This is a genomic window from Duganella sp. AC917 (genome assembly GCF_979258245.1).
Map to the genome: position 1 here is coordinate 6,357,616 of NZ_OZ409848.1, position 23,678 is coordinate 6,381,293.

A 23,678-nucleotide genomic window follows, 5' to 3' on the forward strand; every position below is an offset into this window, starting at 1 on the left:
GGTTAACGTTGTTGCCTTGCAGCTAGTTGGGCAGCGTTCGCCCGCGCCGTTGGTGAGCAAAAGTAACAATAATGGAATTTGATGTCTGCTGCGTCTACAGTGTGAAAAGCTGGCGGGCCCGGCTGCGCAACTGTTGTTTTTTTGGAGAAACGGCCATGGATTCCCGCTGGGGGCAGGTCGCAAGGACATCGATGTGACAGGCGTCACTGACAATGGTGCAGCCCCGCTCGATGATACAAAAAAGGAGTCCCTCTTATGTTGGTTCGTTTAAATTCGCCATGTTCCGCCGCCCGCCTGTTTGGCGTCGCGCTGGCATTCGCCTTGTCGGTGGCGGCGGGTGCCGCCGCGGCCGGTGAGGCTGGCCGCATCGTCTTTGTCAGCGGCGAAGTCACCGCCGGCAACAAGACCGCCGTACTCGGCGAGGCGGTGCTGGAGGGGGCCGAGATCGTCACCGGCAAGACCGGCTATATATATGTGAAAACAGTCGATGACGGCTTGCTGATCCTGCGCCCCGCGAGCCGCGCGCGGATCACGGCCTATCATATTGATAATGAAAAGCCGGAGAATACGCGCGTCAAGTTCGAGTTGCTTTCCGGCGTCGCGCGCAGCGTGTCCGGCAAAGGCGTCAAGGCGGCACGTCAGAATTTCCGCTTTAACACCCCGGTGGCCGCCATTGGTGTGCGCGGCACGGACTTCACCGTCTTCACCGATCAGCAAACCTCGAATGTCACGGTGCTGTCGGGGGCCATCGTGGTTAGCGGTTTCGGCGGCAGCTGCGCGCCGGTCGGCGGCGGCCCATGCGAACACGCGGCCAGCCGTGAACTGGCTGCCGGCCAGCTGGGTCAGATGTTGCAAGTAAAGAAGGGGCAGGCCGAACCAAAGCTGCTCAATGCTGCCGGGGTTGCGCCGGATGCCGTCGCGCCGCCACGTCCCGACGAACCCACGGCGAAGGCGGCAGGCCCGGTGGCGGCGACCAATGCCGGCGAGACCAGCCTTGATCCACGCAAAGCTGATGCGTTGTTGCAACAGGTGAAGGTCGCCAACCTGCCGACCGCGCCGTCGACGCCGGAGGTGCCGGTCACGGATAAACCGGAGGTGGTCGCGCCTCCCGCGCCGTCGGTGCCCGACAGCGAGATTGTGTGGGGACGCTGGGCCGCGGTGGCGGGTAAAAGCGCCAATGTGGTCGCCTCCGAGCAGGCCGCAAAGGGTTCGCAACGGATCGCGACCAATCAGTATTATTCAATCTATCGCACCAAAGGCGCCGATTGGCAGGCCCCGACACAGGGCAGCGCGGGCTTTGCCCTGAGCCAGAGCGAGGCCGTGGTTCAGAACAGCGCGACCGGCGTCATTAACGCGGCCAAGATCGAAAACGGCAAATTGCTGGTCGATTTCGGTAAAGCGACATTCGCGACTTCGTTTGATCTGCTTACCGCGACAGACCGCTTTAAACTCAGTTCGACCGGCGCAGTCGCCCGCGACGGCCAGTTGGGCGGTTCGGCCACCAACGGGAATAGTATTAACATGAATGTCAATGGCACATTGGGCGCCAGGAATGACGCGGCCTACTTGTTTTATTCCAGGTTGGACGCTACCCGTGTCGCCAACGGCGTCACATACTGGAACAAATAAAACGACTAACGGCCTCAGGCTTTTAAGCACCCAACGACCGCCTCCCGGCGGTCGTTTCACGTCTGGCGCGCTACATAGCCCGTTATTTAAGCCGCGCGCGCCGCTTGAATATGTCCCGGTATCCGATTAAATATCATGCCGATATCATCCGGGTTCGCGCCTGCAAGTCGATATCGTTTCGTCATTAAAGATCAATCTTGATTTTCAAATTAGGTTCTTCCATAATCTCGCGCGGCAGTTAATTAATTTAAAACTGCCATCGGCGACTAAAAAAGTCATGAAAAAGGCGAAATTTATTGATTCGTGTGATGACCGTCACATCAAACAGCGTTTCCCTCTGCCATGATGACTGCCGTAGTACTGCAAGGGCTTTAAAAGCCCGGCAGATCCAACTTAATGCGTTCCCCAGGAGTTTTATAAATGGCTACTTCCACTACCGCTATTCAACAGCTGTACATCGCTTACTTCAACCGTCCAGCTGACACCGCTGGTCTGGCATTCTGGCAAGCACGTGCCGACAAAGCTGGCAGCGTTGAAGCTATCGCTAGCCAGTTCGCTAACTCGACCGAATACACCTCGCTGTTCGATGGCGCCAGCAGCTTCGAAATCGTTAACCAACTGTACATCAACCTGTTCGGCCGTTCGGCTGAAGTCAACGGCCTGAAATACTGGGCAGGCAAGCTGGATTCGGGCGAGCTGACCATCGGTACCGTTGCTTACACCATCGCTAACAGCGCACAGAACGCCGACTTGGTCGCCGTTACCAACAAAGTCGCCGCTGCCGACCAGTTCACCAACAGCCTGACCGTCGACCAGATCATCGGTTACTCGGGTTCGTCGGCTAACCAGGTTGCCAAGCAATGGCTGGCAGGCATCACCGACGACGACTCGCTGGAAGCCGCTCTGGCCTCGCTGGACGCCGTCCAGGCATCCGCCGCAGCTGCCCGCGGTGTTGTGTTCGAACTGACCGCTGGTGCAGACGTCTTCGGTCCTAACGCTCCAGCCGTGCCAGTGACCACCCCGGTCACCCCGACCAACACCAGCACCATCTACAACGACACGTTCAATGCCACCAGCGCTACCCTGCAAGCTGGCGACACGATCGACGGCGGCCAAGGCGTTGACACGCTGAACCTGACTGCAACGACCTACGCTGAAGTCGGCACGGTCAAGAACATCGAAAAAATCAGCATCACCGGCCTGGCTGCTACTGCCACTGTTGTTGACGCCGCTTTCTACACTGGTTCGACCGACATCGCCGTCGATGGCAGCAGTGTCGAAGTGAAAAACGTTGCTAAACAAGTCGTGACCTTCGCTGGTACCGGTATTGCTAACACCGTTACCGCCACTGCTGACGCAACCTCGGCCGCAGTGAAACTGGTGAAAGCCGACGGCACCGTGACCCTGAATGGCGCCAAACTGGCTTCCGCTTCGGTTATCGGTACCGCCACCGGCGCCGTGATCCTGGATGAAAGCAACACCACCGACTCCATCAAAACCCTGACCCTGTCGCTGGCTGGTGACGTTGGTGTTACCAACGTTGCTGTCACCCACACCGGCCTGAGCGCACTGGCAACCCTGGACGCTTCGGCTTCCCGCGTTGGCCTGACCGTGGCCACTGGCCCAACCGTGACCTCGTTGAACACCGGCAGCGGCAAAGATGTCGTGACCGTCAACACCGCGTTCAGCACCAAAGCTGCCGCTGGTAACGGCGTTTCGCTGGCAACCGGCTCCACCGTGAACGTCGCTACCGGCGACGGCGCTGACGCTATCGCTATCGGCGTGCTGGGCACCACCACTGGCGCGACCGGCATCAAAGGCACCGTCAACGTTGACGGCGGCGCAGGCGACGACGCGTTCTCGTTCGGCAGCGCAGTTCTGGCCGGCACCACGCTGTCCCTGAACGGCGGCGAAGGCAACGACACCGTTATCGTTGATGGCGGCTACACCCTGAACGCAGCCGGCTTCGCAGCCCTGAGCGCAGCAGTGACCAGCGTCGAAACCGCCCAGTTCACCGCTGGCGCTTCGGTTGACGCTGCTTTCCTGACCAAGTTCAGCACGCTGGAATTCGTCGGTGCTTCGACCGTCACCAACGCTTCGCAAGCTCTGGTGGCTCACGATGACCTGACCGCTTCGGCAGTTGGCTATGTCGCAGCAATCGGTGCTGGCAGCGCGACCTACGGTGGCAACGTTGACGTTACCGCTGTTGCAACCGGCGGCACCATCACCGTCAATGCAGCCAACGCAAACGTGACCGTGCATTCGGAAACCGCTGCAACCATCTCCACCACCATCGGTGGCGACGTTGGCACCCTGCTGACCGTCAACACCCAGAACTACTCGGATGCAGATGCTCCAGCGTTCTTCGCTGCTAGCTCGACCATTCTGGTTGACGCCACCAACAACACCACCCTGAAATCGGTTGTGCTGACCGGCGACGGCTCGGTTACCCTGGACAACTCGGCTGGTGTTGCTCTGACCTCGGTTGACGCATCGAAACTGGGCGGTCTGAACCTGGACGGCGAAGTGACCGGCGGCCTGACCTACACCGGCAAAGCTGGCCTGGTAGAAACCATTGTTCTGGGCTCGGGCCATGACGTGATCACCGCCGTTTCGACCTACGAGAAAATGGACACCATTACCGGTTTCGACGCAGTCAAAGAAACCGCAACGGCTGACCTGACCTCGACCAGCGACGTGCTGGTGTTCGGTGGCAAGACCATCGACGGTTCGATTGCTGCCCAAGTGTCGAAGTTCACCCTGGCTGGTAGCGACACCACCCTGGATCTGGCATTGGCACACGCTGCGACCGTATCCAACTCTGCTGCCGTTGGTGGCGTTGCGGCAATCGTCTCGTTCGTATTTGACGGCAACACCTACCTGTTCAAAGACGTGGTCGTTCCTGGTTCGGCCGCTGGTAGCCTGGACGCAACCGATCTGGTCGTTAAACTGACCGGTACCGTTGACCTGACCACCGCCTTCGGCACCCATGCTTAATTGATGTCGTAGCGCTGTGGCAGCCGGTTGTGGTCTGACCTGATAATAGCAGCGCTACTTTTCGATTGACATGAAAAACCCGCCCCTCACAGGGCGGGTTTTTTTACGTCCGGCGCACTTGGAAGGGTGCCCTGTGCTGCCGTTCGTGCGGTTTGGCGTACTTTGGTGGTGAAACCCGTGGACTGTCTGGTATTTGTAAATGCTCTGTGGTAAGCTTCAGAAATTGTGACAGGGATCACATTTTTTGATGTAGGTGCGGTCTGCATTCTCGCACCCCAAGCGTTCTCCGTGACGCGTACTTCGCTCCCTGTCACTCCGTCGGTGTGCTCCGCGCACCGCTGTTTGCGGTCCCTATTGCCTTTAGTGCAAGATCATGAAAACTAATTTTCTCAATCCAAAAAATGAAATCGAGCAAGTCCTGGCCCGGTTCAAAAGTACTTTTGTCACCGTCGGCGTATTTAGCGCGATCAGCAACCTGTTGATGCTGGCGCCGTCGCTATACATGTTGCAGGTCTACGACCGGGTGCTGGCTAGCCGCAACGAATTCACGCTGCTGATGTTGACCCTGATGATCGTTGGCGCCTATCTGATGATGAGCGGGCTGGAGCTGGTGCGCACTTTTGTGCTGGTGCGCGTGGGCGCCAAGTTCGACATGGATTTGAACAAGAGGGTGTATAGCGCGGCGTTCGAGCAAAACCTCAAGCAGGCCGGCGGCAACGCGGGTCAGGCGCTGCAGGATATGACCAATTTGCGCCAGTTCCTGACCGGTAACGCCTTGTTCGCGTTCTTCGACGCGCCATGGTTCCCCGTGTATCTGGTCGTCATCTTCGTGTTCGAGCCTTCGCTGGGCTTCTTCGCGCTGGCGGGGACGGTGATCCTGGTCGTGCTGGCCTATGTCAACGAGCGCGTGTCCCGCGAACCTTTGCAGGAAGCCAACACAATGGCCATCGCGGCCACCAACCTGGCCTCCAACAACCTGCGCAACGCCGAGGTCATCGAATCGATGGGGATGCTGCCGAATCTGCAGGCGCGCTGGTTTAAATTGCACGGCAAGTTCCTCAACCTGCAGGCGCAAGCGAGCGAGAAATCCGGCACGATCAGCGCGATTACCAAGTTTGTGCAGGTGTCGCTGCAGTCGCTGGTGTTGGGCTTTGGCGCCTTGCTGGTCCTCGAGAACAAAATGACCGCCGGCATGATGATTGCCGCGTCCATTCTGGTTGGCCGGGCCTTGGCGCCGGTGCAACAGGTGATCGGCGTCTGGAAGAGCTGGTCCAGCACCCGGACGGCGTATGGCCGCCTGGTCAAACTGCTGGCCGATAATCCCGAGCGCGGCGCCGGCATGGAATTGCCCAAGCCGAGCGGTGCGGTCACGGTCGAGGGCGTCACTGCCTCGCCGCCTGGTGTGAAAACGCCGGTGCTGCGCGGTATTACCTTTGGCCTGGGGCCGGGCGACGTGCTGGGCGTGATCGGCCCGAGCGGCTCCGGGAAGTCGACGCTGGCACGGTTGCTGGTCGGCGTCTGGCCTGCCGTCATGGGCAAGGTTCGCCTCGACGGCGCCGATATCTATCAATGGAACAAGGGTGAATTGGGCCCGCACCTGGGTTACCTGCCGCAGGACATCGAACTGTTCGGTGGCACGGTCAGCGACAATATCGCGCGCTTTGGCAAGGTCGATGCTGAACAAGTGGTGCTGGCCGCCCAGCGCGCCGGCGTCCATGACATGGTTTTGCACCTGCCGGAGGGTTACGACACGGTGCTGGGCGACGGCGGCGCGGGCTTGTCCGGCGGCCAGCGTCAGCGGCTCGGTTTGGCGCGTGCGTTGTATGGCGACCCGGCGCTGGTGGTGCTCGACGAGCCAAACTCGAACCTCGACGATGTCGGCGAAGCGGCGCTGTTGCAGGCCATCCACGGCATGCGTCAACGCGGCAGGACAGTGGTGCTGATTACCCACCGCACCAGCATCATTGGCGCGACCAACAAGTTGCTGATGTTGCGCGATGGCGTGACCGCCGCCTTCGGTCCCACCAACGAGGTGCTGAAGGCTTTGCAGGAAGCCAATCAAAAACAGTTACAGGCGCAGCAGGCACAAGCCCAGGCGCAGGCACTGGCAGCGCAGGGCACGCCGCCCGTGGCGCCAAGCGCCGTCACTACCGAACAGGAATAAGCAGACATGGCGATCATTACTAAGCAGGAACCGGCCACCGAGGTCATCGCGCATGACGTCACGCCGTTAACCGTCAATACCGATGCCCGCGCCGCCAGCCGGTTGGGCTGGCTCGTGGTGGCGCTGGGCATGGGTGGCTTCGTGCTGTGGGCAACCTTGGCGCCGCTGGACAAGGGCGTGCCATTGCAGGGTACGGTTACCACGGAAGGAAATCGCAAGGCGATCCAGTCGCAAAGTGCCGGCAAGGTGCAGGATATCCTGGTGCATGATGGCGACGTGGTGAAGGCGGGGCAGTTGTTGATAAGGCTGAACAGCGTGCAGGCCAGCGCCCAGGTCGAGACTTCCCGCGCGCAGTATTTTGCCGCGCGCGCCACCGAAGCCCGCCTGCTGGCCGAACGCGATGGTTTGAGCCAGGTCGCTTTCCCGGCCGTGCTGGAGGCGGACCGTAAAGACCCGCGCGTTGAATCCAATTACGCGTTGCAGCAGCAGCTGTTTTCGTCGCGCCGTAGCTCGTTGCAGAGCCAACTGGGCGGCATAGACCAGAATATCGCCGGGCTTCAGCAACAGATCAAGGGGTTGCAGGAGTCGCGCGACAGTAAAAAAGCGCAGCTCGACATTTTGAAGGAGCAGCTCGACAACATGCGCAGCCTGGCCAAGGACGGCTATGTGGCGCGCAACCGCATGCTCGATCTGGACCGGACCTTCGTCCAGACCAGCGGCGCCATCTCGGAAGATATCGGCAACATCGGCCGCTCCCGCAGCCAGGTGCTGGAATTGCAGATGAAGCGCAGCCAGACGTTATCGGATTACCAGAAGGAAGTGCGGACGCAACTGGCCGATACCCAGCGCGAGGCCGAGGCGCTGGTGAGCCGGATTTCCGGCCAGGACTTCGACGTCGCCAACACCGAGCTCACTTCCCCCGTCGACGGCATCGTTGTCGGTCAGACGGTGTTCACCAAAGGCGGTGTGGTCGCTCCCGGGGCCAAACTGATGGAGATCGTGCCAACTTCCGATCAGTTGATCGTCGAAGGCCAGCTTGCCGTCAATCTGGTCGACAAGGTGCATGTCGGGTTGCCGGTGGAGTTGATGTTCTCGGCCTTTAACACCAACCGCACACCCCACATCCCGGGCAAGATCATCCAGGTGTCGGCTGACCGCAGCGTCGATGAAAAGACCGGCGCGCCGTACTACAAGATCAAGGCCAGGGTGGACAACACCGGCGCCCATATCATCGCGATGAAAAAGCTGGACATCCAGCCGGGCATGCCCGTGGATATGTTTGTCAAAACCGGCGAGCGCACCATGATGAGCTACTTGCTGAAACCGGTGTTTGACCGCGCCAAAACGTCGATGTCGGAGGATTAAGGTGGCGAAATTCAGTTTGCGCACACATGCATTGGCGGCTGCCGTCTCTGCTGTACTCATGGTGTATGGCGGCAACGCTTCAGCACTCGGTCTGGTCGAGGCGTATCAAGCGGCGCTGACCAACGATTCGGTGTTCCAGGCTGCCACGCAGGAATACCTGGCCGGCCAGGAAAACAAGATCCTCGGCCGCAGTCTGCTGTTGCCCAACGTCGTCGCCAACTATGCCAACAGTAAAAACCGCGCCGACGTCGAGGCGGTGAATATTCTCGGTAACAAGTCGTTGACCCATCCGGAATATACCAGTCGCCAGGCATCGGTGCAGCTGCGCCAGGCCTTGTTCAGCATGGATTCCTGGGCCCGCTACAAACAAGGGTTGGCACAGACCGATTACGCTACCGCAGTGTTCGAATCGCGCCGGCAAGAATTGATCTTGCGGGTAGCCTCCGCCTACACCGACGCGTTGTTCGCGACCGAGCAGTTGCGGCTGGCCGAGGTGCAGCGCGACATGTATGCTGAACAGCAAAAGGTGAACAATCAGCTGTTTGAAAGGGGCGAGGGCACCAAGACCGACATGCTTGAAACCCAGTCGCGCATGGATCTGGCCGAGGCGCAGGTGCTGGAGGCACAGGACAATGTGCAGACCGCCAAGGCGACCTTGTCCGCGATGGTCGGTCAGGACGTGGTGGGGTTGGATGACCTCAATCCAACGTTCAAGATCAGCCAGGTTCCGCTCGGGAGTCTGGAGGACTTGAAGACGGGCGCGTTGGCCGATAGCCCCGACATCCAGGCGCAGCGTTATGCGGTGGAGACGGCGCATCAGGAGGTCAATAAAGCCAAGGCCGGGCACGCGCCGCGCCTCGATTTTATTGCCTCCTACAGCAAGAACAAGGCCAACACGGTCGATACCTACAACCAGGATTCCACCGTCCGCTCGATCGGCATCCAGTTGAATGTGCCGCTGTACTCCGGTGGACAGGTCAGCTCGGCGACGCGCCAGGCGGTCGCCAGCCAGGAAAAAGCCAAGGCTGATTTGCAATCGACGACGGACAAGGTATTGATCGAGCTGCGCAAGCAATATGCGTCGGTGCTGAGCAGTGCGGCGAAAATCCGCGCGCTGGAGAAGGCGGTGTCGTCCGGCGAGTTGTTGATACAGGCTACCGAGCACAGCATCAAAGGTGGCGTGCGCATCAACCTGGACCTGTTGAATGCGCAGCAGCAGCTTTATCTGAGCAAGCGCGATCTGGCGCAGGCCCGCTACGGCTACCTGGTCAGCACGCTGCGGCTGAAATCGGCCTCAGGCAAGCTCGACGATGATTCGCTGCGCGCCATGGCGGCATACTTCCGCTAGATCCTCAACCTTCCCGGGGCGCGGCGGCGGCTATCCGCCGGCCGCGCCCAAAGCCTTCTGCCAGCCTGCGGCCGAGTTCCATGCTGCCGCGCTCGACTGTCAAATGCAGCAGCCACGCCAACAGGATCGCGCCAGTCAGCGCCAGCAGCACGGCTGCGCCATACGGCAAGCCCTGGTGCAGCAAGATTTTGATCGACACATAGCCGACCAGGCTGTGTACGCAGTACAGCGGATAGCTGATATCGGCCAGGAAATCGAGCACGCGATGCGGCCGGAAGCGTGCACGCAACGCATAGCACAGCGCAAACACCGCCAGCGCGAGGTAATACCATACCGTCACATCGGGGAATTGGCTGCGCTGTGGTCCGATCGACCAGGTCAGGCTGAAGACCGCCACCGACAGCAGCATGCGCCACAGCAGGGTTCGGGTACTGATGCGCGCGTTGACGTGCTGATGAAACAATACGCCGATCAGCATGAAGAGGATGTAGTTCAGCTCCATCAATACCAGCGTCAAGCTCCGGTCGACGCAAGACCACGTGAGCCACACCGCAAACGCCTGGAAGCCGAGTTGCCACCACGGCTTGCGGCTGAAGAAAGCCGCCGTTCCCAGCGCCGCCAGCAGGTAGAACTTGACCTCGACCGATAGTGTCCAGTTGACGGCATCCATCGAGGGAAGGTTGAGCAGGTTGTGCACCAGCAGCGCGTTGGCCATCAGTACCTTGGGTTCATAGCTGAAGGCCTGGCCCCAGTACTGTGCGCTGGCGGCGATGGCCAGCGTGCCCACGCCGAGGCTGACGGCATAAGTGGGGTAGATACGGCAGATGCGGTTGAGCAGAAAGCCGGTCTTGCTGGTTTTCTGCAAGCTATAAGGAATCACAAAGCCGCTAATCAGGAAAAAGATCGCGACGCCTAACGGGCCCTGATAGGGCAGCTCGAACAGGTGGACCCAGGGTGCCGGTGTGAGCTGCAGGTTGGGCGAGAAAGTGCGGGCCGCCAGCAAGTCCTGCTCGGCGAAAAAGGTGCCGAAATAATGGGTCATGACGACCAGCAGCGCGGCGATCCCGCGCAGCTGGTTAGCGAAGATGAATTTGTTCATGCCTGGCCGGGGAAAATTGGTGCGGCGGCCGACGCGCGGCGGTTCACCGTGGAGGAGATAAGCGGGTTATTATAGTGCAATCCAATCAGGAATTGGCCGGCGATGAGATCCGTGAACCTGCCTTACATCGAGCGCATCGACCAGCTACGCTGCGTCGCGGCGACGCTGGTGTTCCTGTTTCACTTCTCACATCAGTGGCGCGCGTTGGGTGGCGGCAGCCTGGACACGCCGTGGGCCGGCCTCGTCAACGAAGGCCACACCGGGGTGGCGTTGTTCTTCACGCTGTCCGGGTTTTTGTTCATGCGCATCGCCCAGTGGCAGGGGCGGCTGAGTTACCGGCCCTTCATCCGCAACCGCCTGTTGCGCATCGCGCCGTTGTACCTGACCTTGTTCGTGGTCGCGCTCTCGGTCAACCGCGACACTTTCGAGCCGCAGGACATCCTGTACCTGCTGTCGGCCAACCTCGGCGACTCGCCCACCTCGCGCAGCGTGGCGACCGGCGCCCTGTGGTGCATCCCGCTCGAGTTCATGTTCTACCTGGTGTTCCCGTGGCTGAGCCGCTTCGCGCTCGAGCGCGGCGCGCGCTATCTGTTGCAGGTGTTGGCGCTGATGCTGTTTTTCAAGCTGATGGCCTATGGCGCCAGCACCAACAGCTCGCTGATGTATTTCAGCACGGCGGTCGGGCGCTTCGACCAGTTCGTCATCGGCATGCTGGCGGCGATGGCGTTCCAGCGGTGGCAGCCGCAGTTGCAGCGGCACGCCGCCTTGCTGCTGGCGCCGGCGATGGTGTTGGCCGTGTGCGCCAGCGCGCTGCAGGCGCACGTGGCGCCGTTCGGGGCGGCGCCGAAGTCGGCGTTCTGGATCGGTTGGTCGATGCTGGAGAGCCTGGTGTGGGCGGGCGTGATCGTCGCCTGGGTGGCCTGGCGCGCAGCGCTGCCGCGCTGGTTCGGGCGCGCGTTGACGCACGGCGGCAAGATCAGCTACTCGTTCTACCTGCTGCATATGGGCGTGGTGCAGATACTGGCCCAGCGCGTCGGCATGGTCCACTGGACCGGCAGCGGTTGGCTCGATGCGGCGTTGGCGCTGACGCTGGTGTACGCGCTGGTGTGGGGCCTTGCCACGCTCAGTTATCACACCATCGAGCTGCCGTTCCTGGCGCTGCGCGGCAGCTACGGCGTCGTCAACGATCAGCAAGCTGCCGGCAAGAACTCGCGCTGACGCCGGTGCGCCGCTGGCGGACCCGGCCTGGTCGCGTCGAAGCGGCCGATGTTTCGTTGTCCATCTTGTCAGAAAAATTAAAACAGTGTCATACTTTCCGTTCTATTTCGCATACGTGAACGGAGAAAAAGATGGATTGGACCGCAGGCTATGCATCGGACGTTGAATACACCACCGGGTTTTACGCGGAGCAGGGGCCGGGCTACCTGAATCTGGTATGCGCATTGAACGGCTATGAACCGCCGACCTTGTCCGGACCGTTCACCTATTTCGAGCTGGGCTTCGGTCGCGGGCTGACCGCCAACGTGCTGGCCGCCGCCAATCCGCAGGGTACCTTTTATGCGGCCGATTTCAATCCCGCGCACGTTGCCGGCGCCCGCGCCTTGGCCGCAGGCGCGCAGTTGTCCAATCTGACGCTGCTGGAAAACAGTTTTGAAGAGCTGGCGCAAGGCAAGGCGGGCGGCCTGCCGCAGTTCGACTACATCACGCTGCACGGCATCTACACCTGGGTGACGGCAGAGAACCGTCAGCATATTGTCGACTTCATCGGCCGCTATCTGAAACCGGGCGGCGCGGTCTATATCAGTTACAACGCATTGCCCGGCTGGGCCGGCGCGGGGCCGCTGCAACGTTTGCTGGTGGAATATGGCGACGCCTTCCCCAACCGCAGCAATGTCGAGATGGAGGGCGCCGCCAGCTTCGTCGAGCGCCTGGTCGGAGCCAAGTCGGGCTACATCGACGCGCATCCGTCCATCAAGCTGAGACTCGACAGCCTGAAATCGGGCGACCGTAATTATCTGGTGCACGAATACATGCACAAACATTGGCAGCCGCTGTACCACGCCGACGTGTCCCGCGACCTGGCCAAGGCGAAAATGGAGTATGCCGGCTCGGCGGTGTTGCCGATGGCGTATCCCGGCTTGTACCTCACGCCCGAACGCCAGGCGGTGGTGGCAACCTTCCCCGACAGCGCCATGCAGGAAACGCTGAAGGACTACATGCTCAATAACGCTTTCCGCAAGGACGTGTTCGTGCGCGGCCTGCGCAAGATGAGCCCGATCCGTCAGGCCGAGGTACTGTCGCAGGTCGGCGTCGCGCTGGCGGTGCCGCGCAGCGCCTGCACCACGGAACTGAAGACGTCGCTGGGCACCTTCAACGGCAATGCCGAGCTGTATGGCGCCTTCTGCGACGCCTTGGCGTCGCGTCCGCATACCCTGGGCGAATTGCAGGCGGTGCCGGCGCTGGCGGGACGGCCTATCACCAGTCTGATGGAGGTGGCGGTGCTGCTGGCCAACACTGGCCAGGCGGTCGCGTATCTGAACGCCGGCGGCAAGAGCGACGCCGCCGCAAGGATGAACGCGGCGCTGGTGCGGCTGTTGCGTTATGGCGACGAATACCAGGTGCTGTGTTCGCCGTTGGCGGGCAATGGCGTTGGCGCCGACGTGTTCGATCGCCTGGTCTACAGCGTGCTGGCACAGCGCAAAGGAACGGTATACGGCGACGCCGTTACCCAGCAGGTATGGGAAAAGCTGGTCGCGATGGGTCGCAGCATGACCAGGGAAGGCGTGACGCTACAGGGGGATGCCGACAACCTCGCCGAACTGCGGCCGCGCGTTGAAGCCATCCTGCGTGACAAGGTGCCGGTCTGGCAGCAACTCAAGGTGCTATGAAGAGGAGGGGCGTGGGCGCCGGACGCACCCGCCCGCCCGATCGGCACTACGCCTGCTTTTTGCCGTAGCAATGCGGGCACGACTTCTCGTACACATATTCCGGCGACAGCTGCTGGCGCGGCGTGACCACGGCGCGGCAGACGAAGCACTGCACGGTCTCGGTCGGCTCCAGTTTCGGATTGAGCGCGGTACGGTAGTCGAACACGAAGCAATCGCCCGTGTAGTGGTCGCCGCCGACTTCCTCGAAATACTTCAGGATGCCGCCTTCGAGCTGATACACGCTGTCGTAGCCGATGTTCTGCATGTGGATCGCCGCTTTTTCGCAGCGGATGCCGCCGGTGCAGAAGGTCACCACGGTCTTGCCGTCGAAATCGGGCTTGTGCGCGGCGATCACTTCCGGGAACTCGGTGAACTTGGCGATGCGGTAGTCGACCGTGTTGTTGAAGGTGCCGACGTCGACCTCGAAATCGTTGCGGGTGTCGACCATGACCACCGGCTTGCCGTTGTCGTCGACCCCGGTGTCGAGCCAGCGCTTGAGCGTCTTGGCGTCGACGAACGGCGCGCGGCCTTCCTCGGGCTTAATCAGCGGCATGCGCATGGTGATGATTTCTTTTTTGATCTTGACCAGCATGCGCTTGTGCGACTGCTCGACCGAATAGCTTTCCTTGACCTCCAGGTCGGCGAAGCGGGCGTCGGTGCGCACCCACGCCAGGTACTCGTCGATATGCGAGCGCGGGCCGGACAGGAACATGTTGATGCCCTCGGGCGTCAGCAGGATGGTGCCCTTGAGGCCGAGCCGCTGGCAGATGTCCTGGTACAGCGGCCGCATCTCTTCGGTGTTGTCGAAGGTGACGAACTTGTAGGCGGCGATGTTGACGTGGGCGGCAGCGGCTGCGATGGCGGCGGCATGCGCTTCAGCTTGTAAGGCGGTATTAGCGAGCATGATGGGATCGGATCGAAAAACGGGAAAGCCGACATTATACGCGCGAATGCCGGAGTTTGGCCTCGGGTTAGCCGCCGTGTGATAATATCGACAACTATCCGCAGCCGCCATCAGGAGCCGATCCAATGCGTATCTCCGCCACCGCCGCAGGGTGCTTGTTGTTGGCCGTGATGGCCACAGTGGCCACCGCCACGGCACAGGACCACGACCACCACGGCATGCCCGAAACGCTCGGCACCGTCAATTTCAGCACCTCGTGCGCGGCCGCCGTCGGGGCCGATTTCAACCGCGCCGTCGCCCTGATGCACTCGTTCCAGTTCGGTCCTGCCATCGACGGCTTTCGCGCCGTGCTCGGGCGCGACCCGGACTGCGGGGTCGCGCACTGGGGCATTGCGCTGAGCAGCTGGAGCAATCCGTTCGCCGGCTTCAAGTCTCCGGCGCAACTGGCGCAGGGACTCAAAGCGGTCGACGCCGGACGGGTCAGGCCGCCGAAGACGGCGCGCGAGCGCGCGTATCTGGAGGCGGTGGCGCACCTGTATGTGGACGCGGCGCGTATCGACCAGGCGACCCGCCTCAACGCCTATGAAGCGGCAATGGCGCAGGTCAGCGCGGATTATCCCGACGATATCGAAGCGCGCATTTTCGACGCGCTGGCCTTGTCGGCGGCGGCCGATCCGACCGACAAGACCTACGCTAAACAGCTCAAGGCCGGGGCCATGCTCGAAGCGCTGTTTGCCAAATATCCGGACCATCCGGGGCTGGCGCACTACATCATCCACGCCTATGACGAGCCGGAGCTGGCCGCGCGCGCGGCGCAGGCGGCGCGCCGCTACGGCGCCATCGCACCATCGACGCCGCACGCCTTGCACATGCCGTCGCACACCTTCACCCGCATCGGCGACTGGCAGGCGTCGGTCGCGACCAATCTGGCGTCGGCGCAGGCCGCGCACAAGGCGGGCCAGCCGGCCGACGAGCTGCACGCGGGCGATTACATGGTGTACGCCTACCTGCAGACGGCGCAGGACGCCGCTGCCGCCAGTCTGGTGACGGCGTCGGCCGAGACCTTCAAGCGCTTCGAACCGGCCAACGCCACCGGCGCGGCGCCGGCGTCGGCGGCGTTTTTCGCCAACGCCGCCATCCCGGCGCGCTACTGCCTGGAGCGCCGCGACTGGGCCGGCGCGCTGGCGCTGGCGCCGCGCAAAAGCCCGTTCGCATACGCCGATTCGATCACGGTTTTCACCCGCGGGCTGGGGGCGGCGCACCTGAAGAATCTCCCGGCCGCGCAGCAGGCGCTGACCGAGCTGGCCGCGCTGCGCGACCGCATGAACGCCGCCAAGGACAACTACTGGGCCGATCAAACCGAGATCCAGCGGCTGGAAGTGGCCGCGCAGCTGGCGGTCGCCGAGGGCGACACGGCGCGGGCGCTGGCCAGCCTGAAGCAGGCGGCGGCGATGGAGGACGTCACCGAGCTGGCGTCGATCACGCCGGGGCCGTTGGTGCCTGCGCGCGAAATGCTGGGCGAATTGCTGTTGCAGCTGGCGCAGCCGGCGCAGGCGCTGGCGCAATTCAAGGCGACGCTGGTCAAGCAGCCCAACCGGTTCTGGTCGGTCCATGGCGCCGCGCAGGCGGCCCAGCGTTCCGGCGACGCCGGCGCGGCGCGTGCATATTTCCAGCAGTTGCTGACGATCGCCGCGCAGTCGGACCAGCCGCCCCGCGCGGTCTTGCTGGCGGCCCGCAAGGCCGTCGAAAAACCCTAGGCCTTGGTCCCAGCCCTTGCCGCGATGCGTGGCGCCTGACTGGCGGATGGAAATTCCTCGCAATAGCCGCCCCCGCTGTAAAATAGCCGGTTATTGAACCAGCGGTGGGCAGCATATGAACATGGTAGCAAACGAGCAATTAGCGGAACACGTCGTGGCGCCTGATGAAGGCGTGGTGGCGCCGGTCGGTCCGGCCTTTGTCCATCTGCGGGTGCACTCGGAGTACTCGATCGTCGACGGCCTGGTGCGCATCGACGACCTGGTCGGCGCGGCCGCCAAGGACAAGCAGGCGGCGCTGGCCGTCACCGACCTGTCCAACATGTTCGGCATGGTCAAGTTCTACAAGAGCGCGCGCGGCAAGGGCATCAAGCCGGTGATCGGCGTCGACGTCTGGATCACCAACGACGACAACCGCGACAAGCCGTCGCGCCTGATGCTGTTCGCCAAAAACCGCATGGGCTATCTGCAGCTGTGCGAGCTGCTGTCGACCGCCTGGCTGACCAACCAGTACAAGGGCCGCGCCGAGATCCGCACCGAGTGGCTGGCCGAGCTGGCGTCGAAAACCTACGACCTGCTGCCCGACGATAATCCGGCCAACGGCCTGATCGTGCTGTCCGGCGCCCACTTCGGCGACGTCGGCATCGCCATCGAAAACGGCAACCCGGCGCTGGCCGAAAAGAACGCGCAAAAGTGGGCGTCGATTTTCCCCGGTCATTTCTATATCGAGATCCAGCGTGCCGGCCAGGCCAACCAGGAGACGCAGGTGCGCCATGCGGTGGCGCTGGCGGCCAAACTGGGCCTGCCGGTGGTGGCCACGCATCCGGTGCAGTTCATCTCCGGCGACGAGTATATCGCCCACGAGGCGCGCACCTGTATCGCCGAAGGCGAGATGCTGGCCAATAACAAGCGCGTGCGCCGCTTCAACGAGAACATGCGCTTCCTGTCGCAGGCCGAAATGCGCGCGCTGTTCGCCGACCTGCCGGCGGCGCTGCAAAACTCGGTGGAAATCGCCAAGCGCTGCAACCTGACCTTGGTGCTGGGCAAGCCGCAGCTGCCGAACTTCCCGACCCCGCCCGGCATGACGATCGACGAGTTCCTGGTGGCCGAGTCCAAGGCCGGCCTGGAAAAACGCCTGATCCACCTGTACCCGGACCCGGAGCGGCGCGAGAAGGAACGGCCGCGCTACGAGGCGCGCCTGAAGTTCGAGACCGATACCATCTGCAACATGAAGTTCCCCGGCTACTTCCTGATCGTGGCGGAGTTCATCCAGTGGGCCAAGGAAAACGGCGTGCCGGTCGGACCGGGCCGCGGTTCGGGCGCCGGTTCGCTGGTCGCTTATTCGCTGCTGATCACCGATCTGGACCCGCTGAAATACAACCTGCTGTTCGAGCGCTTCCTCAATCCCGAACGCGTCTCGATGCCCGACTTCGACATTGACTTTTGCCAGGAAGGGCGCGACCGCGTCATCCAGCACGTCAAGGATTTGTATGGCAAGGAGGCGGTCTCGCAGATCGCTACTTTCGGTACCATGGCGGCCAAGGGCGCGATCCGCGACGTAGGCCGCGTGATGGACTTCGGCTATAACTTCTGCGACGGCGTCTCCAAGCTGATTCCGTTCAAGCCGGGCAAGCCGGTGTCGATCGCCGAGGCGATCGAAGAGGAACCGATGCTCAAGGAGCGCCAGCAAAACGAGGAGGAAGTGGCGCAGCTGCTCGATCTGGCGCAGCAGGTCGAGGGCATTACCCGTAACATCGGCATGCACGCCGGTGGCGTGTTGATCGCGCCGGGCAAGCTGACCGACTTCTGCCCACTGTACACGCAGGGCGGCGACGGCGGCGTGGTGTCGCAGTACGACAAGGACGACGTGGAGGCCGTGGGCCTGGTCAAGTTCGACTTTTTGGGTTTGACCACCCTGACCATCCTGGACCGCGCGGTGCGCTACATCAAGGCGCTCGATCCGAAGGAGGCCGAGTTCGACCTGGCGCGCCTGCCGCTGAACGACCGACCGTCTTACGAGCTGCTGACCAAGGCCAAGACGGTCGCCGTCTTCCAGCTGGAGTCGCGCGGCATGCAGGGCATGTTGAAGGACGCGCGTCCCGACCGTTTCGAGGACATCATCGCGCTGGTGGCGTTGTACCGTCCGGGCCCGATGGACCTGATCCCCGACTTCTGCAAACGTAAGCACGGCGAAAAGTTCGACTATCCCGATCCGCGCACCGAATCCATTTTGTCCGAAACCTACGGCATCATGGTGTATCAGGAGCAGGTGATGCAGATGGCGCAGATCGTCGGCGGCTACTCGCTGGGCGGCGCCGACATGCTGCGCCGCGCGATGGGTAAGAAAAAAGCCGAGGAGATGGCCGAGCACCGCGAGATCTTCCGCGCCGGCGCCGCCAAGGACGGCCTGACCGCGCAGAAGGCCGACGAGATCTTCGACTTGATGGAAAAGTTCGCGGGCTACGGCTTTAACAAATCGCACGCCGCCGCCTACGCGCTGCTGTCGTACCACACGGCCTACCTGAAGGCGCACCATCCGGCCGCGTTCATGGCGGCCAACATGTCGCTGGCGATGGACGACACCGAGAAGGTCAAGATCCTGGTCGAGGATTCGATCGACATCTGCGGCCTGACCATCCTGCCGCCGGATATCAACAAGTCCGACTACCGCTTCATGCCGGACGGCCCGCCGCCGTCGGCCACCGGCAAAAAGGTCACGCAGATCCGCTACGGCCTGGGCGCGGTCAAGGGCTCGGGCCAGAGCGCGATCGAGGCGATCATCGCCGCGCGCACCGCCGGCGGACCGTTCGTCAGCCTGTTCGACTTCTGCAAGCGGGTCGACAAGAAGCAGATCAACCGCCGCACCATCGAGTCGCTGATCCGCTCCGGCGCCTTCGATTGCCTCAACATCGACCGCGCGATTTTGCTGGCGTCGGTCGGCTTCGCGATGGAGTGCGCCGACCAGGAAGCCAAGGCGGCCAACCAGGTCAGCCTGTTCGGCGGCGACGACAGCGACCTGGTGGCGCCACCGGAGTACGTCAAGTGCGCGCCGTTCACCGACCGCCAGAAGCTGGCCGAGGAAAAGATCGCGCTGGGCTTCTATTTGTCGGGCCATATGTTCGATTCGTTCGCGCCGGAGGCACGCCGCTTCGCCCGCACCAAGCTCTCCGAACTGGAGCCGTCGCGCGAGCCGCGCATGCTGTGCGGCGTGATCACAGGCATCCGGCCGCAGATGACGCAGCGCGGCAAGATTCTCATCGTCACGTTGGACGACAAGACGGCGGTGGTCGAGGTGACCGTGTATTCGGAGGTGTTCGAAGAGAACAAGCGCATGTTCAAGGACGACGAGTTCCTCGCCGTCGTCGGCAAGGTGTCGGAAGACCGCTTCTCCGGCGGGCTGCGGATCTCGGCCGAGCGGGTGTTCGATATCGTCACCGCGCGCGTCAACTACGGCAAGCAGCTGGCGTTGTCGCTGCCGACCAATGTCGACGCCAAGAAGATGGCCGAGTTGCTGGCGCCGCACCGCATGGCCGATGGCCTGCCGGTGGCGATGCGCGTGGCGCCGCAGGGCGTCAAGTGCGTGTTGCAGCTGGGGGAGGGCTGGCGCGTGGCGCCGTCGGACGATTTGCAGCTGGCGCTCAAGCAGGGCCTGGGCGCCAGCGAAGTGGAAATCGAGTACTAACCCGCGACTCGAACCCGATCCGGTCGGACGCCATGCGGTCCGACGCCGGTCTGCAAGCGCGGTGTGCGCCGTCCGCTATTGGCGCTCCCGCAATCCCGCGCACACGGCGTCGGCCAGCCGCGTCAGCGTTTCGTGGCGCTTGCGCACCTCCGAACGCTTCTTCGACGGCACCAGCGCCAGATCCGGCGCGGCCGGGGCGCCGCACGGCAGCGTGTGGTCGCCGTCGGTGCGCCGCTGGGCCCCCAGTTCGTTCCACAGCGCGTCGTAGTCGGCGTGTACCTTGCCCTGGCGCGCCGCGCGCCAAGCGGCGCGGTTGTCGTTGCCCACCAGGCGCAGCTCGGCGCAGCCGAAATCGTGGCCGATCCGCGCCAACAGCCTGACCATCAGATTCTTCGGCCGCAGGCCGTGCAGCTCGCGCGTGGCCTCGCGGATCAGCTCCAGTCCGCGCGCGTCGCGCGGCCCCTGCATGCAGCCGACGAAGACCCCGTAGCCGGACTGGCCGGGGGTGTCGAGCGCCAGCGCGAAAAAGCTGAACGCGCAGGTGTACACCGGCTCGCCGCCGCGCAGCAGCTGCAGCGCCAGGTCGCCCTCGCGCTCCATGTGGTCCACCGCGCTCAGACGAACCTCGTAGGCCATGCCGGACTTGCCCTCGACGGCGCCCAGCGGCACGCTGGCGCGCGCCGCCCGCAAGGTCAGCGCCGTCAAGCCGTGGCCGAGGATCAGGCGGTAGTGGGCGCCCAGCAGGTCGACGCGCTGGTCGCAACTGAATTTCTTGCTCAGGTAGGGGCGGTAGATCTTGTAGACCAGCTGCGGCTTGGCCTTGACCAGGTCCATGAACATCGGATGCGAGTTCAGCAGTTGCAGCCAGCGGCTGCTGGCCGAGCGTTCGGACAACGCGCGGCAGGCCAGCTTGATGCTGGTGCACAGGCGTTTGAGGCCGGTGTACGCGGCCGTGCCGGAATGAAGGGTGATCAGCTGCGACATGAGGCGTCTCTCAAGAAAGGGCTGTGGCGGACGGGGCGGACACCGCCCGTCGCGCGGTCGCGGCGGCCTGGCAGTGACGAGCTGTTGTTCACGATGCAATCAAATTGCATCGTGTTAAGATAATGGTAGCTTCTGTGTAACGGCATGTAAATTCGGGCAAAGCCCTACGTGTTTCCCTTAATAATTGCGCAGCAGAAAATATGAACCGCGCGGGCGGGCCGCCGCGGCATTACGGGTTTCCCTCCGGTGTCGCCTGGCCACCCGCGCTCCCATGGACGCCACCGATGGCTTTTGCCCCGATCACTTCGCGCGTCTGGCGCTTTCCCGCCTTTATCGCGCTGTATCTGCTGCTCGACTGGAGTACCTACCTCGATCCGCTGTACGGCCTGAACATCACGCCGTGGAATCCCGACCCGGCACTGGGCCTGGTGCTGTGGCTGCGCTACGGCTGGCGCCTGGCGCCGGCCTGGTTCATCGCCCTGGTTGCCGGCGAGGTGCTGGTGCGGGGGATGCCGGGCGGACCGGCGCTTACCGTGCTCATGTCGCTGTGGCTGACCTTTGGCTACGGCATGCTCGGCCAGGCGCTGCGGCGCCGCTTCGCCGACGGCGCCATCTTCGAGTGCCGCCGCAGCCTGTTCGACTGGGTCGCCATCCTCGCTGTCGGCACCGTGCTCAACGATGTCGTCTACATCAGCCTGCTATCGGCGGGCGGCCTGATTCCGGCAGGGCAATGGTACGCGGCGGTGATACGTTTTGGCATCGGCGACATGGTCGGCGCGCTGGTGTCGATGCCGCTGATCTGGATGCTGGCCGGCGCCGAGCGGCGCCAGCGGCTGCGCGCGGCAGTCTGGCGGCCCGAAACACTGGCCTACCTGGCGCTGGCCGGCGGCGTGCTGTACCTGGTGTTCGGCAGCATCGCCACGTCCGAGTTCAAGGAATTTTATTTCCTGTTCCTGCCAGTGATCTGGGCCGCCTCGCGCCAGGGCCTGCGCGGCGCGGCGCTGATGGTGTTCGTGCTGCAGGCCGGCATCGGCGCCCTGGTCAAGTGGAACCACGCGGTCGCCATCGCCGTGCCCGAGCTGCAGATGCTCGACGCGGCGCTGGCGCTGGTGGGTTTTTCGATCGGCATCATGGTCGACGAGCTGCGCCAGGTGTCGAGCGAGTTGAAGCGTTCGCTGCGGCTGGCGGCGGCCGGCGAGATGGCCGCCGCGCTGGCGCACGAGCTCAACCAGCCGCTAACGGCGCTCGGCGCCTATGGCAAGGCTTGCGAACTGCTGCTCGAGCGCGGCGACAACGGCGCGCTGCTGCGCGACGCGGTGGGCCACATGGTGGCCGAGTCGGGACGGGCGGCCGAGGTGGTGCGGCGCCTGCGCGACTTCTTCCGCAGCGGCGCGTTGCGGCTGGAGGCGGTGGCGCCGGCGCCGCTGGTGGCCGAGGTGGCGCGCCAGTTCACGACGTCGCTGCGCGAGCACGGCGTCGACCTGGTGATCGGGGAGATGCCGGCGCTGGCCGTGCTGGCCGACCGGGTGCAGCTGGCGCTGGTGCTGCGCAACCTGCTGGCCAACGGCATCGAGGCGGCGCAGGCACGCCCGCGCGGCGCGCGCCGGGTCACCGTGTCGGCGCGCGGCGTCGACGGCAACCTGCGCCTGACGGTCGAGGACAGCGGCCACGGCGTGCCGGAGCTGCTGGCGGCCGGCCTGTTCGAGCCGTTCGTGTCGACCAAGGCCAGCGGGCTGGGACTCGGTTTGGTGCTCAGCCGCGCTATCATGGAGGCGCACGGCGGCGCCTTGTGGGCCGAGGCGGGCGAGCATGGCATCTTCAGGCTGACGCTGCCTGTGGTGACGGCGGATACATTGAAACGGGAGCGTGGTGGCGATGGCGGTGAATGAGGCGAAACATGAGGGCGGACTGGACCTGGCGGTGATGATCGTCGACGACGACGCGGCCGTGCGCGACGCGCTGGGCTTGCTGCTTGGCGTGCGCGGCTACCGGACGGCGGTGTTTGCCAGCGGCGAGGATTTCCTGCGGGCCTGGCGGGCGGACTGGAACGGCTGCCTGCTGATCGACATCCGCATGTCCGGCATGGACGGGTTGGCGCTGCAGGGCGCGCTGGCCGCGCGCGGCTGCCGCATCCCGGTCATCATCATGAGCGGCCACGGCGACGTCGGCACGGCGCGCGCGGCGTTCCGCGCCGACGCTGTCGATTTCCTGGAAAAGCCGTTCGACGATGACAAGCTGATCGCGGCCATCGAGGAGGGACTGGCGCGCGCGCGCCTGGCCGCCGGCGAGCGGCGCCGCCGCAGCGCCGGCGCCAGCCTGCTGGCCGGCCTGACCGCGCGCGAACGGGAAGTGATGCAATTGGTGGTGAGCGGTTGCCACAACCGCGACATCGGTCCGGCGCTGGGCATCAGCGTGCGCACGGTGGAGGTGCACAAGGCGCGCCTGATGAGCAAGCTGGGTGTCGGCAACGTCGCCGACCTGGTGCGGCTGAGCATGCTCGAGGATGAGGGCGACGCCGCAGCGACGTAGCCCCCGTTGCGTTACAGCTGTTCGTCCAGGCTGGTGATGGCGTACCCCTTGGCGCCGATTTGCTCGAGCGGGTGCACGATGTGATAGCGCGGCAGATCATCGCTGTCGTCGTCGACCTCGACCCGCTGCGCCTCGGGGTGCCAGTCGGTATTGGTCGCTTCCTCGGGAATCGGCTTTCCTTCGGGCACGGCTAAATAGCTGTGCTTCCCTTGTGCTTCATCTCGGCAATAAATATCCACACGCATGACATGTCCTCCTTGGGGCGAAAAAGTCATAGTACCGGATTTTGATTTGCC

The 23,678-nt window shown here is 63.3% G+C and carries 15 protein-coding genes; 11 read left to right on the top strand and 4 right to left on the bottom strand.

Translation table 11 applies throughout. The annotated features are described in order from the left end of the window. Positions 1–327 precede the first annotated feature (327 nt). From ACZ0BA_RS27780 to ACZ0BA_RS27800, 5 genes are all read left to right on the top strand, one after another. Positions 328–1,629 (top strand): FecR domain-containing protein, encoded by a 1,302-nt coding sequence (locus ACZ0BA_RS27780; RefSeq protein WP_463454844.1) that lies wholly within the window; start codon positions 328–330, stop codon positions 1,627–1,629. A gap of 420 nt (positions 1,630–2,049) precedes the next feature. Further along, a complete protein-coding gene (locus ACZ0BA_RS27785; RefSeq protein WP_463454363.1) occupies positions 2,050–4,626 on the top strand; it encodes a beta strand repeat-containing protein in 2,577 nt (858 codons plus the stop codon). A gap of 373 nt (positions 4,627–4,999) precedes the next feature. Beyond that, a complete protein-coding gene (locus ACZ0BA_RS27790) occupies positions 5,000–6,790 on the top strand; it encodes a type I secretion system permease/ATPase (RefSeq protein ID WP_463454364.1) in 1,791 nt (596 codons plus the stop codon). A gap of 6 nt (positions 6,791–6,796) precedes the next feature. Beyond that, positions 6,797–8,155, top strand: coding sequence for an HlyD family type I secretion periplasmic adaptor subunit (locus tag ACZ0BA_RS27795; protein WP_463454365.1), 1,359 nt, complete (start codon positions 6,797–6,799; stop codon positions 8,153–8,155). Position 8,156: 1 nt separating this feature from the next. After that, positions 8,157–9,503 carry a TolC family outer membrane protein gene (locus tag ACZ0BA_RS27800; protein WP_463454366.1) on the top strand — a complete coding sequence of 449 codons (1,347 nt, stop codon included), beginning with the start codon at positions 8,157–8,159 and terminating at the stop codon, positions 9,501–9,503. A 4-nt stretch (positions 9,504–9,507) separates the two neighbouring features. Here ACZ0BA_RS27800 and ACZ0BA_RS27805 read toward each other — a convergent pair whose 3' ends face one another. Further along, on the bottom strand, positions 9,508–10,602 hold the full coding sequence (locus ACZ0BA_RS27805) for an acyltransferase family protein (RefSeq protein ID WP_463454367.1): 1,095 nt from the start codon (positions 10,600–10,602) through the stop codon (positions 9,508–9,510). Positions 10,603–10,704: 102 nt separating this feature from the next. Here ACZ0BA_RS27805 and ACZ0BA_RS27810 point away from each other — a divergent pair, with 102 nt between their 5' ends. Then, complete coding sequence (locus ACZ0BA_RS27810; protein ID WP_463454368.1) at positions 10,705–11,820, top strand: acyltransferase family protein; 1,116 nt, start codon at positions 10,705–10,707, stop codon at positions 11,818–11,820. Positions 11,821–11,951: 131 nt separating this feature from the next. After that, positions 11,952–13,490 (top strand): class I SAM-dependent methyltransferase, encoded by a 1,539-nt coding sequence (locus tag ACZ0BA_RS27815; RefSeq protein ID WP_463454369.1) that lies wholly within the window; start codon positions 11,952–11,954, stop codon positions 13,488–13,490. Positions 13,491–13,536: 46 nt separating this feature from the next. Here ACZ0BA_RS27815 and ACZ0BA_RS27820 read toward each other — a convergent pair whose 3' ends face one another. Then, positions 13,537–14,433, bottom strand: coding sequence for a sulfurtransferase (locus ACZ0BA_RS27820; protein WP_463454370.1), 897 nt, complete (start codon positions 14,431–14,433; stop codon positions 13,537–13,539). Positions 14,434–14,558: 125 nt separating this feature from the next. On the opposite strand from ACZ0BA_RS27820, the gene ACZ0BA_RS27825 reads away from it, so the two are divergent. Together ACZ0BA_RS27825 and dnaE are read left to right on the top strand one after the other, a co-directional pair. Further along, positions 14,559–16,190 (top strand): hypothetical protein, encoded by a 1,632-nt coding sequence (locus ACZ0BA_RS27825; RefSeq protein WP_463454371.1) that lies wholly within the window; start codon positions 14,559–14,561, stop codon positions 16,188–16,190. Positions 16,191–16,305: 115 nt separating this feature from the next. Further along, positions 16,306–19,869, top strand: coding sequence for a DNA polymerase III subunit alpha (dnaE, locus tag ACZ0BA_RS27830; protein WP_463454372.1), 3,564 nt, complete (start codon positions 16,306–16,308; stop codon positions 19,867–19,869). 75 nt (positions 19,870–19,944) lie between these two features. Here the strand turns inward: dnaE and ACZ0BA_RS27835 are convergent, their stop codons facing one another. Next, positions 19,945–20,853, bottom strand: coding sequence for a DUF535 family protein (locus ACZ0BA_RS27835; RefSeq protein ID WP_463454373.1), 909 nt, complete (start codon positions 20,851–20,853; stop codon positions 19,945–19,947). A 284-nt stretch (positions 20,854–21,137) separates the two neighbouring features. On the opposite strand from ACZ0BA_RS27835, the gene ACZ0BA_RS27840 reads away from it, so the two are divergent. Both ACZ0BA_RS27840 and ACZ0BA_RS27845 read left to right on the top strand, forming a co-directional pair. Next, positions 21,138–22,742: a sensor histidine kinase gene (locus ACZ0BA_RS27840; protein WP_463454374.1), complete on the top strand. Its 1,605-nt coding sequence runs from the start codon at positions 21,138–21,140 to the stop codon at positions 22,740–22,742. 34 nt (positions 22,743–22,776) lie between these two features. Then, positions 22,777–23,382, top strand: coding sequence for a response regulator transcription factor (locus tag ACZ0BA_RS27845; protein ID WP_463454845.1), 606 nt, complete (start codon positions 22,777–22,779; stop codon positions 23,380–23,382). Between the two features lie 11 nt (positions 23,383–23,393). On the opposite strand, the gene ACZ0BA_RS27850 is transcribed toward ACZ0BA_RS27845, so the two are convergent. Continuing rightward, entirely contained in the window at positions 23,394–23,657 is a 264-nt protein-coding gene (locus tag ACZ0BA_RS27850; protein WP_463454375.1) for a DUF6139 family protein, read from the bottom strand. Positions 23,658–23,678: the final 21 nt, after the last annotated feature.